The sequence below is a fragment of the Maribacter algarum (ex Zhang et al. 2020) genome (assembly GCF_005885635.1).
In the GTDB taxonomy this organism is placed as follows: Bacteria; Bacteroidota; Bacteroidia; order Flavobacteriales; family Flavobacteriaceae; genus Maribacter_C; species Maribacter_C algarum.
Map to the genome: position 1 here is coordinate 483,635 of NZ_VATY01000002.1, position 13,402 is coordinate 497,036.

The window sequence follows — 13,402 nt, forward strand, 5'->3', positions numbered from 1 at the left end:
TCAAAAATGAAATTCAGGACTATGACAAATTGTATTTGAATTTGATTTTTGTATTTGAATTTTGATATGGAAATAAACCTAATTAGCGACACCGTAACCAAACCCACAGCTGGAATGCTTGATGCGATGATGTCGGCAGAAGTGGGTGATGATGTTTTTAAAGCAGATCCTTCTGTAAATGCTTTGGAAGAAAAGGTCGCGAAGTTATTTCATAAAGAAGCAGCTTTGTTTTTTCCATCAGGAACGATGACGAATCAAGCCGCAATCAAGCTTCATACTAATCCTGGAGATCAATTGATTTGTGATAAATATGCTCATGTGTATAATTATGAAGGGGGAGGAGTAAGCTTTAATAGCGGAGTGTCGTGCAAGTTGGTAGATGGCCATCGCGGCATGATGACTGCAGAACAGATTGAAGCAGCAATCAACCCACCTGATTTTTACCATAGCCCTTTAACTACGTTGGTTTGTATTGAAAACACAGCGAACAAAGGTGGTGGAGCGTGCTGGGATTTTGAGGAACTAAAACGCATAAAATCCGTTTGCGATAAACATAATCTAGCCTATCATTTGGATGGTGCAAGACTTTGGAATGCCTTAGTCGCTAAGAATGAGACTGCCGGACAGTATGGTGATTTATTTGATACGATTAGTATTTGTTTGAGTAAAGGCCTGGGTTGTCCTGTAGGTTCAGTGCTGGTAGGAAGCGAATCGGATATTAAAAAAGCGCTGCGTATTCGAAAAGTATTTGGTGGTGGCATGCGACAAGCGGGATTTTTAGCGGCTGCTGCTACTTATGCTTTAGATTATCAAGTAGAGCGCTTGGCCGAGGACCATAGGAAAGCAAAAGAAATAGGCCTTGTACTTGAGAGTTTGACTTTTATAAAAAAAGTGGAACCGATAGAAACGAATATCATCATTTTTGAAATCGATGAGAATAAAATGGGTAGCGAAGCTTTTGTGGAAACGCTAAAAGAGAAAAATATTCATATCATAGGAATGGGACAAGGTAAACTTCGAATAGTTACGCATTTGGATTATACGAGTGAAATGCATGAAAATTTATTGGGAATTCTAAGAAAGCTGTAATTAATTTTCTTCAGACAAAGAGTTGATACGCCGAATAAGATTTTTGATTCCGTTTTCCATACCCGCTTCAGATTGATAGAGCTCACTGTTTCCGATAAGTCCACCCTTCCTATATTTTAAGCTAAAAAGAAAATTCCCGCTGTGATTAGTCTTTCTTTCAAAAGAAATCTTCCGGACCTTACTATTTTTCAAATCTTGAACGACTTCCTCAACTTTTGCTTTATCCGCATAATTAACACTACTAAGTAAGGTGTTGCCTGTTATTGTTTTCAAATAAAATATGTAGGTTTTTTCTTTATTTTTTTGTATTTCTATCATTTTGTCAATTAAAGTATTACAATGATAATTAGAATATTAAATTATTGTCATAATGGTAAGTTAAAAGTATATTTTTTAACAATAATGCAGTCAGGGTTTATAAAATAAATGCCTTATTCGATGAACTACATATATTACCATCAGTAAATTCTTAATAATTCGTTAAAAAAACATACATTAGCGATAACTTTTTTAATAATTTAAACACTGACAAAACCATGAAAAAAGTTTTATTTTTATTTGCAGTAATGACTGCATCGATTACAATGGCGCAGGATTTACCAACGAACCCTGAGCCTGGTAAGTGCTATGTGCGCTGTACTACTCCTGACGTTTACGTCAATGAAACTATGACATTGACTGTTAAACCGGCATACAAGGTATTGAAGACGGTACCTGCAACTTTCAAAACTGTTACTGAACAGGTAGAGGTTAAAGCTGCTGGAAAAAAATTAACGGTTATACCTGAAAAGTGGGGAACTGAAACTGTTTCCTATGTTTCTAAAGAAGGTGGCAACACCTTGCGTATTACACCTGCAAAATTTGGGACTGGATCTGAAACTATCGAGACAAAGCCCGCTTATGCCCAATGGGAATTAGGTGCTTCGGCTCCGGACTGTGCATCGGGAAATCCCGATGATTGTAGATACTGGTGTTACAAAGGGTATCCAGCTGAATTTACCACTATCGAGACTACAACACTTGCTAGCGATGCTTCTGTAAGCAAGACCGCAATAGGTTCGAAAAACGCCTCATATACAAAGCGTGTTCTTTTGGAGCCGGCTAGAGTTGTTGAAGAGATTATTCCTGCAGAATACAAGACAATCACGAAGACCGTACTGGACAAAGATGCTTACACCACTGAAGAAACCGTGCCAGCGGTAACAAAAACTGTTACCAAGGAAGTATTAAAGGAGAAAGGTGGTTTGACAACTTGGAAAGAAGTGGAGTGTTCATTGGTGGAGTACCAAGCTTTACCCATCAGTTGGAATTTGGGCAGTGCTACCTTAACCAGTGCGGCGAAAAACATTATCGATACCCGATTGATGCCAGTATTGGATCAGAATCCTGGCGTGAAAGTTGAATTGGCTTCCCATACCGATGTAAGGGGTTCCGCAGCGAACAATAAGGACCTTTCGGAAAGAAGAGCTAAGGCTGTTGCCGATTACTTGATTTCGAAGGGTGTTAACTCCAGTTTACTGGTTGCGAACGGCTATGGAGAAACTAAGACTAAAAACAGATGTAAAGAGGGTGTTTCTTGTACCGAAAGAGAACATGCCGTTAATAGAAGAACTGAGTTTAGATTAATAAATAACTAATTTATTACCCGTAAACAACCAACCTAAAAAAAAGGGCTTTCCAATTGGAAAGCCCTTTTTTATTTTCAGTAGAAATTTACAACTATTGGTACTTTTTGATAAGATTTAAATGATAGCTCGTTTCGCCATTCATACTATATCCGGAGTACATATCTAATTCTTTTCCTTTTTTATCCAAAATTTTCACTAGGGGAACGGAACCTTTTTTATTTAGTTTTGAAGAAAGATCTTTATTATGCTGTAATTGCTCTGGAGTAAGAATATCTCTATTCATCGGTATGTCTATATACAAAAGGACATACTTATCTGCCAGTGATAAAAACTCTGCTGATTCAAACAAATCTTTTTTCAGCATTTTACAAGGTGGACACCAATCACTACCCGTAAAGTATACCAGAACGTTTTTATCATTTTTTATGGCAGTTTCAATTGCGGTGTCGTAATTGGTTAGCCATTGACTATCAGCTACATTAACTTTATCCGCTTGCGCAGAAACAAAAAAAGGTAAAATCAAAAATAAGAGTAGGTGTTTCATCTTTGGTTTTTTATAAAGATAGCAATTAGCTTGCCAAATTCATGTGAAAGTTATTCTTCGTATGCTATGCTAACGAAAGCTTTTTATTCTTTAGTATAACATTTAACAATATCAATCTATTTGAATAAGTTATCCATGCCTGGTATATTAGGCATACCTTCTTTGGCAACGGCAGAGAGTTCAGTTTCGTTGACTTGAGTTGCTTTCTCAATTGCCTTATTGATAGTAAGTATCAAATAGTCCTCTAGTTGCTCTTTATCATTCAACAGAATTTCATCAATCTGAATTTCTTTAACAGCACGGTTGGCGGTTATAACTACCTTGACAAGTCCTTCAGGTGAAGTTTCTTCCAAGCTTACCGTGTTAAGGCGTTTTTTGGTTGCTTCCACTTTCTGTTGGGTTTCCTTCAATTTCCCCATCATACCCATCATATCTCCGAACATAATATTCTTTTAACTGTTAGTATTAGGTAAAATTAACAAATTGTACGAATAAACGCTTATTAATGTTACAGACAGATAAATTCAGTAGTGTTCTTTTAGGATGTCTTACTTTTGCGGTTTCTTGTCAAAACCAGAATAAAGATATGAGTAAAGCTGAAGCTCCAGTTGCAAAGAAAATACCTACGGAGTTGGTCAAACATGATGATTTAAGGGTAGATGACTATTACTGGATGAATGATAGGGAAGACCAAGCGGTTATCTCTCACCTAGAAAAGGAGAATGCGTATTGTGCTGAGATGACAGAGCATACCAAGAAGTTTCAAACTTCTTTGTTTGAAGAAATGAAGTCTCGGATTAAGGAAGACGATTCATCAGTGCCTTACAAGCAAAATGGATATTGGTATATCACGCGTTATGAATTAGGAAAAGAATATCCCATATATTCCAGAAAAAAAGAAAGTCTTGAAGCCAAGGAAGAGATTCTTTTTGATTGTAACTTGTTAGCTAAGGGGCATGATTACTTCAACTTGTCTAGTTTTTCGATAAGTCCTGATAATTCATTGGCCGCTTTTTCAGTGGATACGGTATCTAGAAGGAAATACACGCTGCAAATCAAAAATTTAAAGACAGGTGAAATTTTAGTCGATAGGGTAGAGAATACTGCTGGAAACTCTGTTTGGGCGGATGATAATAAAAGCATTTTTTATAGCAAACAAGATGATGTAACGCTTCGTTCAGATAAAATATTCAAACATAAACTTGGAGCTTCTGAAGACACATTGGTTTATAATGAGGAGGATGAAACGTTTGGTGCTTATGTATATAAATCGAAATCTAAAAAATACATCATTATTGCTTCCTATAGTACCTTAACTACTGAATTCAGGACCTTAAAAGCAAGTGACCCAGATGGGGAATTCAAAGTTTTCTCAGCAAGAACGCGTGGTCTTGAATATGGGATTTCACACTACGATAAGGACTTTTATATTCTGACGAATAAAGACGGGGCGACCAATTTCAAACTGATGAAAGTTGCCGAGGGCGGTGATACTTCTGCCGAAAATTGGCAAGAATTTATTCACCATAGAACAAATGTGCTGCTTGAAGGCATGGATATCTTCAAAGGGTATTACGTGCTATCAGAGCGTAAAAATGGACTCAACGAGATTAAAATCGTAAGATGGGACGGCTCGGACAGTTATTATTTACCCTTTGATAATGAAACTTATACGGCAAATGTCAGTACCAATCCTGATTTTGATACAGAAATACTTCGTTATCGTTATAATTCGATGGGAACGCCAAGTTCGATTATTGATTTCAACATGTCAACCAAAGTCAAGGAGATAAAGAAAGAGCAGGAGGTCTTAGGAGGAAAGTTCGACAAGCAAAACTATATAGAAAAGCGCATATGGGCTATCGCGAGAGATGGTGTGAAAGTACCTATGTCAATGGTCTTTCATAAGGACACGTTATTAGATAGAAATACCCCGATTCTACAATACGCCTATGGTTCGTATGGCGCAACAATTGACCCGTATTTCTCTACTGTTCGGTTGAGTTTACTAGACCGAGGATTTGTATTTGCCTTGGCTCATATTCGAGGAGGACAGTATCTGGGGAGACCCTGGTATGAGGATGGTAAACTCCTGAAAAAGAAAAATACCTTCAATGATTTTGTGGATTGTTCTAAATTTTTAATTTCTGAAGGATATACAAGTCCTGAACATTTATATGCAATGGGAGGTTCTGCTGGCGGACTTCTAATGGGAGCAATTATAAATATGGCTCCTGAATTGTATAATGGGATTGTAGCTTCTGTACCCTTTGTAGATGTGGTTACCACGATGTTAGATGATTCTATTCCACTTACAACAGGGGAGTATGACGAATGGGGCAATCCAAACGAAAAGGAATATTACGATTACATGAAATCGTATTCGCCCTATGATCAAGTTGAGGCTAAGGCGTATCCTAATATGTTAGTCACGACGGGCTTACATGATTCTCAGGTTCAGTATTTTGAGCCGGCAAAATGGGTGGCAAAGCTTCGGGAACTAAAAACAGATGATAACATACTATTGTTTGATATCAATATGGATGCTGGACACGGGGGTGCTTCCGGTCGTTACGAGTCGCTTAAAGAGGTGGCAAAGGAATATGCTTTTATCCTTGATTTAGAAGGTAAAGTAGAGTGAAAAGGTAGCATTTGAAAAAAAATGCTAATTTTGTACCCGAATTTCATATAAACCAAATCATTTGTGAGATTCCAACCTAGATGCCATTATATGGGAGATAAAATTAATGCTTGCAACAATGTCCTAGAACTTATAGGTAACACACCGCTTGTAAAGCTGAACAAAATATCAGAGAATTTAACGGGCAATTTTTATGCTAAGGTCGAAGCCTTCAATCCAGGCCATTCTGCTAAGGATAGAATCGCTCTTCACATTATTGAAGAAGCCGAGCGAAAAGGGATATTAACCGAAGGTAGTACTATAGTTGAGACCACTTCCGGTAATACCGGTTTTAGTATAGCAATGGTTAGTATGATAAAAGGGTATGATTGTATCCTAGCGGTTAGTTCCAAGTCATCTCCTGATAAGATTGACATGTTAAGATCCATGGGAGCAAAGGTTTATGTATGCCCAGCTCATGTTAGTGCGGATGACCCACGTTCGTATTATCAGGTAGCAAAACGTTTACACGAAGAAACTAAAGGTTCTATCTATATCAACCAATATTTCAATGAGTTGAATATGGAAGCTCATTATAAAACAACAGGACCTGAAATCTGGGAGCAAACGAATGGTAATATTACCCATCTAGTTGCTTGTAGTGGTACTGGAGGCACTATTTCAGGAACTTCTCGCTTTTTGAAAGAGCAAAATCCAGATATTGAAGTGATAGGTGTTGATGCTTTTGGCTCAGTATTGAAGAAATACCATGAAACAGGAGAATTAGATACTGATGAAATATATCCATACCGTATCGAAGGATTGGGTAAAAACTTGATTCCAGGAGCTACTGATTTTGGTGCTATCGATGGGTTTATCAAAGTAACCGATGAGGAAAGTGCCCATACGGCTCGGGAGATATCAAAAACTGAAGGAATTTTTGCAGGATACACTTGTGGAGCGGTAATGCAGGCGACAAAACAGCTTGATGCGGAAGGCAAATTCGGAAAAGATAGCAACGTAGTATTAATCTTTCCAGATCATGGATCAAGGTATATGAGTAAAATCTATAGTGATCAATGGATGGAAGATCAAGGATTTTTGAACAATAGTAGTGTTGAGGAAACCCAACAAATACAGGTGATTCGATAAGAATAGTTAATAATAACATTAAAAAAGGCGATGACTAACAAGTTCATTGCCTTTTTTTCTGCCGTAAAATCTATATTTTTGCAGTGCCGTAAGGTTTTCAAAAACTTAACCAGACTCCATGAGAGACATATTTGATAGAATTATAGAGAATAAGGGGCCACTAGGTAAGTGGGCTTCGCAAGCAGAGGGATATTTTGTTTTTCCAAAATTAGAAGGTCCGATTTCGAACCGAATGAAATTCCAAGGTAAAGAAGTTATTACCTGGAGCATTAACGACTACCTGGGATTAGCTAATTTACCCGAGATAAAAAAGATTGACGGTGATACAGCTGCTGAATACGGGGCGGCCTATCCAATGGGTGCTCGTATGATGAGTGGTCATACGGAATTTCATGAGCAACTAGAGCAGGAATGTGCTGCTTTTGTGGATAAAGAAGCTGCCTATTTATTGAATTTCGGTTATCAAGGTATAATGTCCGCAATTGATGCCTTGGTGCACAAGGACGATATCATCGTTTATGATGTTGATTGTCATGCCTGTATTATCGATGGTGTTCGTTTGCACATGGGCAAGCGTTTTACCTTCAAACACAATGATATTGAAAGTTTGGAAGTTAACCTTGAGCGTGCTACAAAAATGGCAGAGCAAACTGGAGGTGGTATTTTGGTGATATCTGAAGGGGTTTTTGGAATGCGCGGACAACAAGGCAAACTGAAAGAGATAGTTGCCTTAAAGAAAAAATATAGTTTTAGACTACTTGTTGATGATGCTCACGGATTTGGTACCCTAGGAAAGACTGGAGCCGGAGCGGGGCAGGAGCAAGGTGTTCAAGATGACATTGATGTGTATTTTGCCACTTTCGCTAAATCAATGGCTAGCATCGGAGCTTTCTTAGCTGCAGACAAAGAAATTATAGATTACTTAAAGTACAATTTACGTTCGCAAATGTTCGCGAAGTCTCTACCCATGACGTATGTCAAGGGAGCTTTAAAACGTTTGGATATGCTTAGAACTATGCCTGAACTAAAAGAAAAGCTGTGGGAGAATGTAAATGCACTTCAAAATGGATTAAAGGAAAGAGGTTTTGATATTGGAACTACAACCAGTTGTGTTACTCCAGTTTATTTAAACGGTAGTATTCCAGAAGCAATGGCTCTTGTGAAGGACCTTCGTGAGAATTACGGAATCTTCTGTTCTATAGTGGTTTATCCGGTAATACCTAAAGGATTAATTTTACTTAGAATGATTCCTACGGCGACACATACCTTAGAGGATATAGCCATTACTTTAGATGCTTTCTCTGGGATTAGAGAGCGTCTTGAAAATGGAACTTATAAGAGATTATCTGCTGCAGTTGCAGCTGCCATGGGTGAATAGTTAAGACTCATACCAAAAATAAAATCCCGATTATTCGGGATTTTTTTATGCCAATTCTTTTCGATAAGTCCGCCTTCTTTTATACACCACCGGCTCAAAATGTTTCCACATTTGTTTGATGGCAATATTCTCTTCCAATTCAGGTGTACGATAACACATATCTATTCCTTTCTCAGTAAAGGTTTTATAGTATTCGTTAAATACGATAGCTGTAACCCCCTTGTTTTGATACTCTGGATGAATTCCTATCAAATAGAAATACACATCTTTACTCTGTTTTTTCGCTTTCAATAAATGGTAGACCCCAAAAGGGAAAAGTTTGCCATTCGCTTTTTGCAATGCTTTGGAAAATGAAGGCATTACGATAGCAAATGCAATAAGTTTATCTTCCTTGTCAACAATAAACTTAATGTATTCAGGATTGATAAAGCCTATGTACTTTTTCTTAAAATAGGCCTTCTGAACTTCTGTAATGGGGACAAAAGAAGAAAGCTTTGAATAGGTTTCATTAAACAAATCAAACATCTTATCTGCCATAGGCATCACGTCTTTGGTATTTATGAAATTTACTTCACGTAGACCGTAACGGCGTTTGATTAAATCGTTCAGTTTAGTAAAGAGTGCAGGGTCGGCATTGCTAGCGGGAAATTTATTTTCCATGTATTCCTTTTCCTTGACAAAACCCAGGCGTTCATAATGGTTTTGATAGTAGCTGTAATTATACCAGGTTACCATACTTCCGATATGTTCAAAACCCTCAGTAAGCACACCCACTTTATCTAGATTAGAAAAACCTACTGGACCTTCCATATATTCAAGTCGTTGCTGATTCCCTATTTCGGCAACTTTTTGAAGCAAAGTTTCAGATACCTCGGGGTCATCAATGAAATCGAACCAGCCAAATCGCATTTTCTTTAACTTTTGATGGTTGATTTCCAGCGTATTAACAATAGCAGCTACTCGGCCAACTAATTCTCCCTCTTTGTAGGCTAAAAAAAACCAAGCATCAGCATTTTTAAAAGCAGGGTTTTTGGTCTTGTCAAAGGTTTCAAGTTCATCCTTGATAATTGGAGGAACCCAATATGGTGAGTCTTTGTAAAGCGAAAAAGGAAACTTTACAAACTGTTTTAACTCTGATTTTGTAACCGCCTCTTTGAGGGTGACCATGTCTAGTTATTTCTAAGACCAATATTAGGGATATTAATCCTTAGAATAAAATTACATAAGACTTAATGATGGATTATTAAGAGGAATATGCTAAGAAGAATACCGTGGCTAGATATATCCAAAGTAGCGAAAAAACTATATGAACTATGGTCTCGAAAACCTTTCCCTTCCATAGTTTAGGAGAATAACCAAAAAATTGAATACCCATTCGAATTCCCCAGAAAAACGATAGACCTAGAGAAATTCGTTTTCCTAAAGGCGTGTGAACTAAATCTGTATTTGAGCTAGTGCAAAGCAATCCTACTAAAAAAACAATTAGTGCAATGAAAAAGGTATGTACCTGCATCATTTGTCTGTTTATAAGACTCAGGTTTTTGAGTTCACTTTTCCATGAAAAATATTTTGGAAATATAATGTGCACAAGGGCTAGAGCCATTAATGAAAAACCGGCTATTTTAATATGGGTTTCAAGCATTTTGAAGAACAAAGGTGGTTAAAAACGGCGTGATTTTAATTTCTTTGGAAACCTTTAAGTTAGAATTCTTGAAAGTCATTAACCATGTGCTTTTTGAATGAAAATGAAAAAAACCAATGGTATAGGCTAAAAAGTTGGGTGCATCCCGCAGATGCTCCGTAACGACGATTTTACCATTTGGTTTAAGAGCCCTTTTGAGCTCTTTGAAAAAGACTATGCGCTCCGCATTATTGCGTATTTCATGGGCAGATAAAATAGCGAAAATGATATCTACGGAGTTGTCTTCCAAAGGAACCCCGTCCGTAGTAATTGACAGCGTATTTGGATAGGGTGGATATGCCTTTCTAGCTCTTTTAATGGAGATTTCAGTATGCTTTTTTGCGTCATAAAAATCTAAAACGGAAAACTTAGCATCTGAATATCTCTTAACTAATAACTCACTCGTCTCATCAAAACCTGCATTTATATTCACGATTGAATTCTTCTCGCTCAAGCCCAGTCTATCCATCCATTTTAGAGAGTATAATCCGGATAAATCATAAATATAAAGCGAGGCTAAGAGTGAAATTAGGATTATGGATACAATTGCTAAAGACGCGAATACCATGTATTCTTGGGGAATTACAGTTTGAATGCTAGATAGATACAATAATACCATCGCCAAGCCTATCGACAAAATATAGAAATGCCAATTGAATCGAACGATGTTCCAAACACCTTGAAGTGGTTTTCTTAGGGTGTCCATAGGTCGATTTTACCGCGTTTCCAACTATACGGAATTTGTTCTACTTTAAATGCATTGGCCAAAACCACACCATCGAGATTTAAACTATCTATAAATGAAATGGAATGATTTAAGACTTTAATTGGAGTTGGCTTCCAGTTTGAACGGACTCCCTCAATAATCAAAATCTCTTTTTTTGACTCATTGCATGTAAAGGTAAAAGGCAATGGACCAGCAAAACGGCGGGCTTCTTTCCAGTTTGAAAATAGAGAATTTATGGGAAGTTCCACTTCTTCTTGCGTATGCTCTATTTGAATATTAAAATTAGATTTTTTGGAGGATATTTCTGTTATGTTGCCAATTACTTTTTGTTGGATATCGGTAGTGGTATACTTGTAATGCGTAAATATATTTCCGAAGAACTCCATCTTCTTTTTATTGGTTTCCGACTTTATGATATACAAGCCTCTAAGTCGTTTTCCCCAGCTGGTTTGGTATCTAACAAAAATCCGAAATCCAGTTAAGAAAAAATCATTCCCCAAAAATTTAGGAAAACCTTTAGGGCGTAAGTGCTTTGTTTGGACTATAGCACAGGCTAAAAATCCCCATTTGTCATCAAAGGTATCTAACTCCAAACATTCGGGAATAATTCGTTCTAATTGCTCTTTCGGAACCGCATAAGCAAGTACGGTTGAGCTTTCAAAAAACGCATCGACTGCAAATGGATGATTTTTCAGGAATGAACTCATACGGTAAGTTTTCTTTTTAAAACAAATTCATTGTAGTAAATAATGAAAATCAAACAAGTTGCAAATAGAATATTAAACCTTCCCCAAAGTAATAATTCGGGTACAAGTGCAAATTCTAAAACATTCATTGTAGCAATTATTGCAATTTGAAGGATAACATTCAAGCGGGATTTTATTCCTGAGAAAATCCAAATGGCCATTGCAATCTCTGAAGCACCAATGGCAAGTGTCAAAATCCGAGCATATTCAGCTCCTAAGATTTCACCAACAATCTCATCATGTCTTGGCACATAATTCAACACCTTACATATGAGCCCATTAATAAACCAAACAGTAGCTATTAGGTAAGTAAGAAGTTTGTAAAAGATATTTTTGGTCAACGTTTATAAATTTTTTAACCCCGTGTATGGGGCATCAAACATCCCTAAAACTCGATAACTCCATCATCTTTCTTTTTCTTCTTTTTGTTCTTTTTCTTTTCAGCTTTCTTCTTTTTTCGAAGTTCCTTTTTGGAAGGACCTAAATCAATATCCTCAGCGCCAGAACCTTTCTCGCCTTTACCCTTCTTTTTCATGGCATTTTTCTTAATAGGCCCTCCACCATTTTCTCCAGCTTTTTGATCTTCAATGGCTTTTACAGGTGGATCTGTATGTAAATCAAAACGATATGACATACCAGCGGCAACAAAGATTCTTGAAGGTGTGTTTTTAAAACTTGCGCCCATACTTAGATCAACTTGCAAATCCTCACTAAGCAAATGAACGGCACCGGCTCTAAGCAACACATCAGAATAGCGATCGCTTTTGATTCCCTGATTTTCAAAAAACGTACTCCACTTCGGATTTCTAAAGGCATAGGATATGGAAACCAAATAACTTAATTCAGGAAAGTCTGTGGAAATCCGGTCATAGGCTATATTTGAAATAAGTACAAAACGAGGGGTAAGTCTACTCTGGGTAGCAACCATGGCGCGATAAGAAACTGTGGGGTCTCCCACATAAAAAGGATTCTCACCAAGGTTGAATGTTGCCCCTCCATAAACGGATACCGAGGGAATCAGGTTTTTTAATTGAAAAACATTATTGGCTCTCCAACTTCGAATATTCGGTTTGTTGCGTTCAGGGTCTTTGTAACGATCATAGACCAAATATTTGAGTCCTAATCTATTTCGTGAGAAGTTCCAGAAAGATTCTTCTAGTCCTGAATTTGTAAAAGTGGTATTCTTGTTTTGAAAGGTGCCCTCATAATTGATTTCCAATTCTTCGAAAAGTAATCCATAGCGCAAAGAGATATCAGCACCCCAAAGGTTTGCTTGTGTGTTTAAAAGTGAATGGTCACTCTGTTCAAAACGAAGACCGGTCTCAACTTGAATCACATTTTTACCTACCGCATAGGCGCTTACTGAAAGTCCGGGCCTATTTGAATTGATGACATCTGTGTATTGCGAAAACCCGAAAAATGGCAGGATAAGAACTAAAGTAAATAACAATTTCTGTAGTTTGCTTGCTTCGGAAAGGCTATCCATAAATACTATTTTATTATTATTTTAAGACTTTGGTCTATTTAATACAACGCGATAATCGTATTTTTGATATAATCGATTAGAAATATTATGGCTTTTTTAAAGACGATTCTAATAATCATTTTGTGCTATTATCTTTTTAAGATATTGGCAAAACTTTTCGCACCAAAGATTCTAAACTACGCAGCAAAGAAGACCGAAGCACATTTTAAAGAAAAATTTGGCGATTTTGCCAACCAAAATATTACAGAAGAAGAGCAGGTAGGTGATGTAATCATAGACAAAAGGCCTGCCAAGAAAAGTGGTACTTCAGAAAAAGTTGGTGATTATATTGACTTTGAGGAAATTGATTGA

The 13,402-nt window shown here is 37.2% G+C and carries 15 protein-coding genes; 6 read left to right on the forward strand and 9 right to left on the reverse strand.

What is annotated here, in order from left to right; genetic code table 11:
• Positions 1–66: 66 nt before the first annotated feature.
• A complete protein-coding gene (locus FEE95_RS10990; protein WP_138657992.1) occupies positions 67–1,089 on the forward strand; it encodes a threonine aldolase family protein in 1,023 nt (340 codons plus the stop codon).
• Here the strand turns inward: FEE95_RS10990 and FEE95_RS10995 are convergent, their stop codons facing one another.
• A complete protein-coding gene (locus tag FEE95_RS10995) occupies positions 1,090–1,362 on the reverse strand; it encodes a YegP family protein (RefSeq protein WP_171037031.1) in 273 nt (90 codons plus the stop codon).
• A 263-nt stretch (positions 1,363–1,625) separates the two neighbouring features.
• Here FEE95_RS10995 and FEE95_RS11000 point away from each other — a divergent pair, with 263 nt between their 5' ends.
• On the forward strand, positions 1,626–2,726 hold the full coding sequence (locus FEE95_RS11000) for an OmpA family protein (RefSeq protein WP_138657994.1): 1,101 nt from the start codon (positions 1,626–1,628) through the stop codon (positions 2,724–2,726).
• 82 nt (positions 2,727–2,808) lie between these two features.
• On the opposite strand, the gene FEE95_RS11005 is transcribed toward FEE95_RS11000, so the two are convergent.
• Both FEE95_RS11005 and FEE95_RS11010 read right to left on the reverse strand, forming a co-directional pair.
• Positions 2,809–3,261: a thioredoxin family protein gene (locus tag FEE95_RS11005; protein WP_138657995.1), complete on the reverse strand. Its 453-nt coding sequence runs from the start codon at positions 3,259–3,261 to the stop codon at positions 2,809–2,811.
• 116 nt (positions 3,262–3,377) lie between these two features.
• Positions 3,378–3,704, reverse strand: coding sequence for a YbaB/EbfC family nucleoid-associated protein (locus FEE95_RS11010; RefSeq protein ID WP_138657996.1), 327 nt, complete (start codon positions 3,702–3,704; stop codon positions 3,378–3,380).
• A gap of 62 nt (positions 3,705–3,766) precedes the next feature.
• Here FEE95_RS11010 and FEE95_RS11015 point away from each other — a divergent pair, with 62 nt between their 5' ends.
• The 3 genes from FEE95_RS11015 (at position 3,767) to FEE95_RS11025 (ending at position 8,411) form a co-directional block, all read left to right on the forward strand.
• Positions 3,767–5,902, forward strand: coding sequence for a S9 family peptidase (locus FEE95_RS11015; protein ID WP_138657997.1), 2,136 nt, complete (start codon positions 3,767–3,769; stop codon positions 5,900–5,902).
• A 90-nt stretch (positions 5,903–5,992) separates the two neighbouring features.
• Positions 5,993–7,033, forward strand: a complete 1,041-nt coding sequence (locus tag FEE95_RS11020; RefSeq protein WP_138657998.1) for a PLP-dependent cysteine synthase family protein — start codon at positions 5,993–5,995, stop codon at positions 7,031–7,033.
• Between the two features lie 118 nt (positions 7,034–7,151).
• Entirely contained in the window at positions 7,152–8,411 is a 1,260-nt protein-coding gene (locus FEE95_RS11025; RefSeq protein WP_138657999.1) for an aminotransferase class I/II-fold pyridoxal phosphate-dependent enzyme, read from the forward strand.
• 45 nt (positions 8,412–8,456) lie between these two features.
• Here FEE95_RS11025 and FEE95_RS11030 read toward each other — a convergent pair whose 3' ends face one another.
• The 6 genes from FEE95_RS11030 to FEE95_RS11055 form a co-directional block, all read right to left on the reverse strand.
• The gene (locus tag FEE95_RS11030) at positions 8,457–9,578 is read right to left on the reverse strand and encodes a GTP cyclohydrolase (RefSeq protein ID WP_138658000.1); all 1,122 of its coding nucleotides are present in this window, start codon (positions 9,576–9,578) and stop codon (positions 8,457–8,459) included.
• 76 nt (positions 9,579–9,654) lie between these two features.
• Positions 9,655–10,053 (reverse strand): hypothetical protein, encoded by a 399-nt coding sequence (locus tag FEE95_RS11035; protein ID WP_138658001.1) that lies wholly within the window; start codon positions 10,051–10,053, stop codon positions 9,655–9,657.
• Complete coding sequence (locus FEE95_RS11040) at positions 10,046–10,798, reverse strand: class I SAM-dependent methyltransferase (RefSeq protein WP_138658002.1); 753 nt, start codon at positions 10,796–10,798, stop codon at positions 10,046–10,048. The genes FEE95_RS11035 and FEE95_RS11040 overlap by 8 nt, the downstream gene beginning before the upstream one ends.
• Positions 10,786–11,526, reverse strand: coding sequence for a DUF2071 domain-containing protein (locus tag FEE95_RS11045; RefSeq protein ID WP_138658003.1), 741 nt, complete (start codon positions 11,524–11,526; stop codon positions 10,786–10,788). Before FEE95_RS11045 ends, FEE95_RS11040 begins: the two co-directional genes overlap by 13 nt.
• Positions 11,523–11,906, reverse strand: a complete 384-nt coding sequence (locus tag FEE95_RS11050) for a DoxX-like family protein (RefSeq protein ID WP_138658004.1) — start codon at positions 11,904–11,906, stop codon at positions 11,523–11,525. Before FEE95_RS11050 ends, FEE95_RS11045 begins: the two co-directional genes overlap by 4 nt.
• A gap of 44 nt (positions 11,907–11,950) precedes the next feature.
• The gene (locus FEE95_RS11055; protein ID WP_138658005.1) at positions 11,951–13,051 is read right to left on the reverse strand and encodes a transporter; all 1,101 of its coding nucleotides are present in this window, start codon (positions 13,049–13,051) and stop codon (positions 11,951–11,953) included.
• An 87-nt stretch (positions 13,052–13,138) separates the two neighbouring features.
• On the opposite strand from FEE95_RS11055, the gene FEE95_RS11060 reads away from it, so the two are divergent.
• Positions 13,139–13,402 (forward strand): DUF4834 family protein, encoded by a 264-nt coding sequence (locus FEE95_RS11060; RefSeq protein WP_138658006.1) that lies wholly within the window; start codon positions 13,139–13,141, stop codon positions 13,400–13,402.